The 272-nt window shown below is 51.5% G+C and carries 1 protein-coding gene and 1 pseudogene; both read right to left on the bottom strand.

Annotation, left to right across the window (positions count from 1 at the left end; all coding sequences use genetic code 11):
* Positions 1-17: 17 nt before the first annotated feature.
* The gene (gene cbdX, locus KQJ18_RS24520) at positions 18-107 is read right to left on the bottom strand and encodes a cytochrome bd-II oxidase subunit CbdX (protein ID WP_069323885.1); all 90 of its coding nucleotides are present in this window, start codon (positions 105-107) and stop codon (positions 18-20) included.
* Positions 108-120: 13 nt separating this feature from the next.
* A pseudogene (locus tag KQJ18_RS24515) lies at positions 121-272 on the bottom strand (cytochrome d ubiquinol oxidase subunit 2); the annotation flags it as partial.

The raw sequence follows: 272 nt of genomic DNA, 5'->3' as shown, positions 1-272 counted from the left end.
TCCCTCCTGTTGCAGAACTACTTCTGCCGCGACTCAAGCCAGACCAGCGCCAGCGTGGAGAACGCGCACATCAGCAGAATGCCGACCAGCCAAAACAGATACCACATTGTGCATTCCTCCCTAGTAAAGTTCGTGGTTGTGGCGGCGGATCGTTTCTACCTTGATTCGCCCCAGCATCTTGTAATAACTCCAGGCGGTATAAAGCAGCACTATCGGTAGAAAAATCAGCACAATAACCAACATGATACTGAGCGTCATCTGGCTGGAGGTAC

Source organism: Citrobacter sp. S55_ASV_140, from assembly GCF_018919505.1.
Lineage (GTDB): Bacteria > Pseudomonadota > Gammaproteobacteria > Enterobacterales > Enterobacteriaceae > Citrobacter > Citrobacter werkmanii.
The sequence above is the reverse complement of the archived record's forward strand: the minus strand, read 5'-3'. Positions and strand labels throughout refer to the sequence as shown.

What these genes read in the sequence shown, in the direction of transcription:
- cbdX (WP_069323885.1), bottom strand. Translation starts at nt 107, where the DNA reads ATGTGGTATCTGTTTTGGCTGGTCGGCATTCTGCTGATGTGCGCGTTC.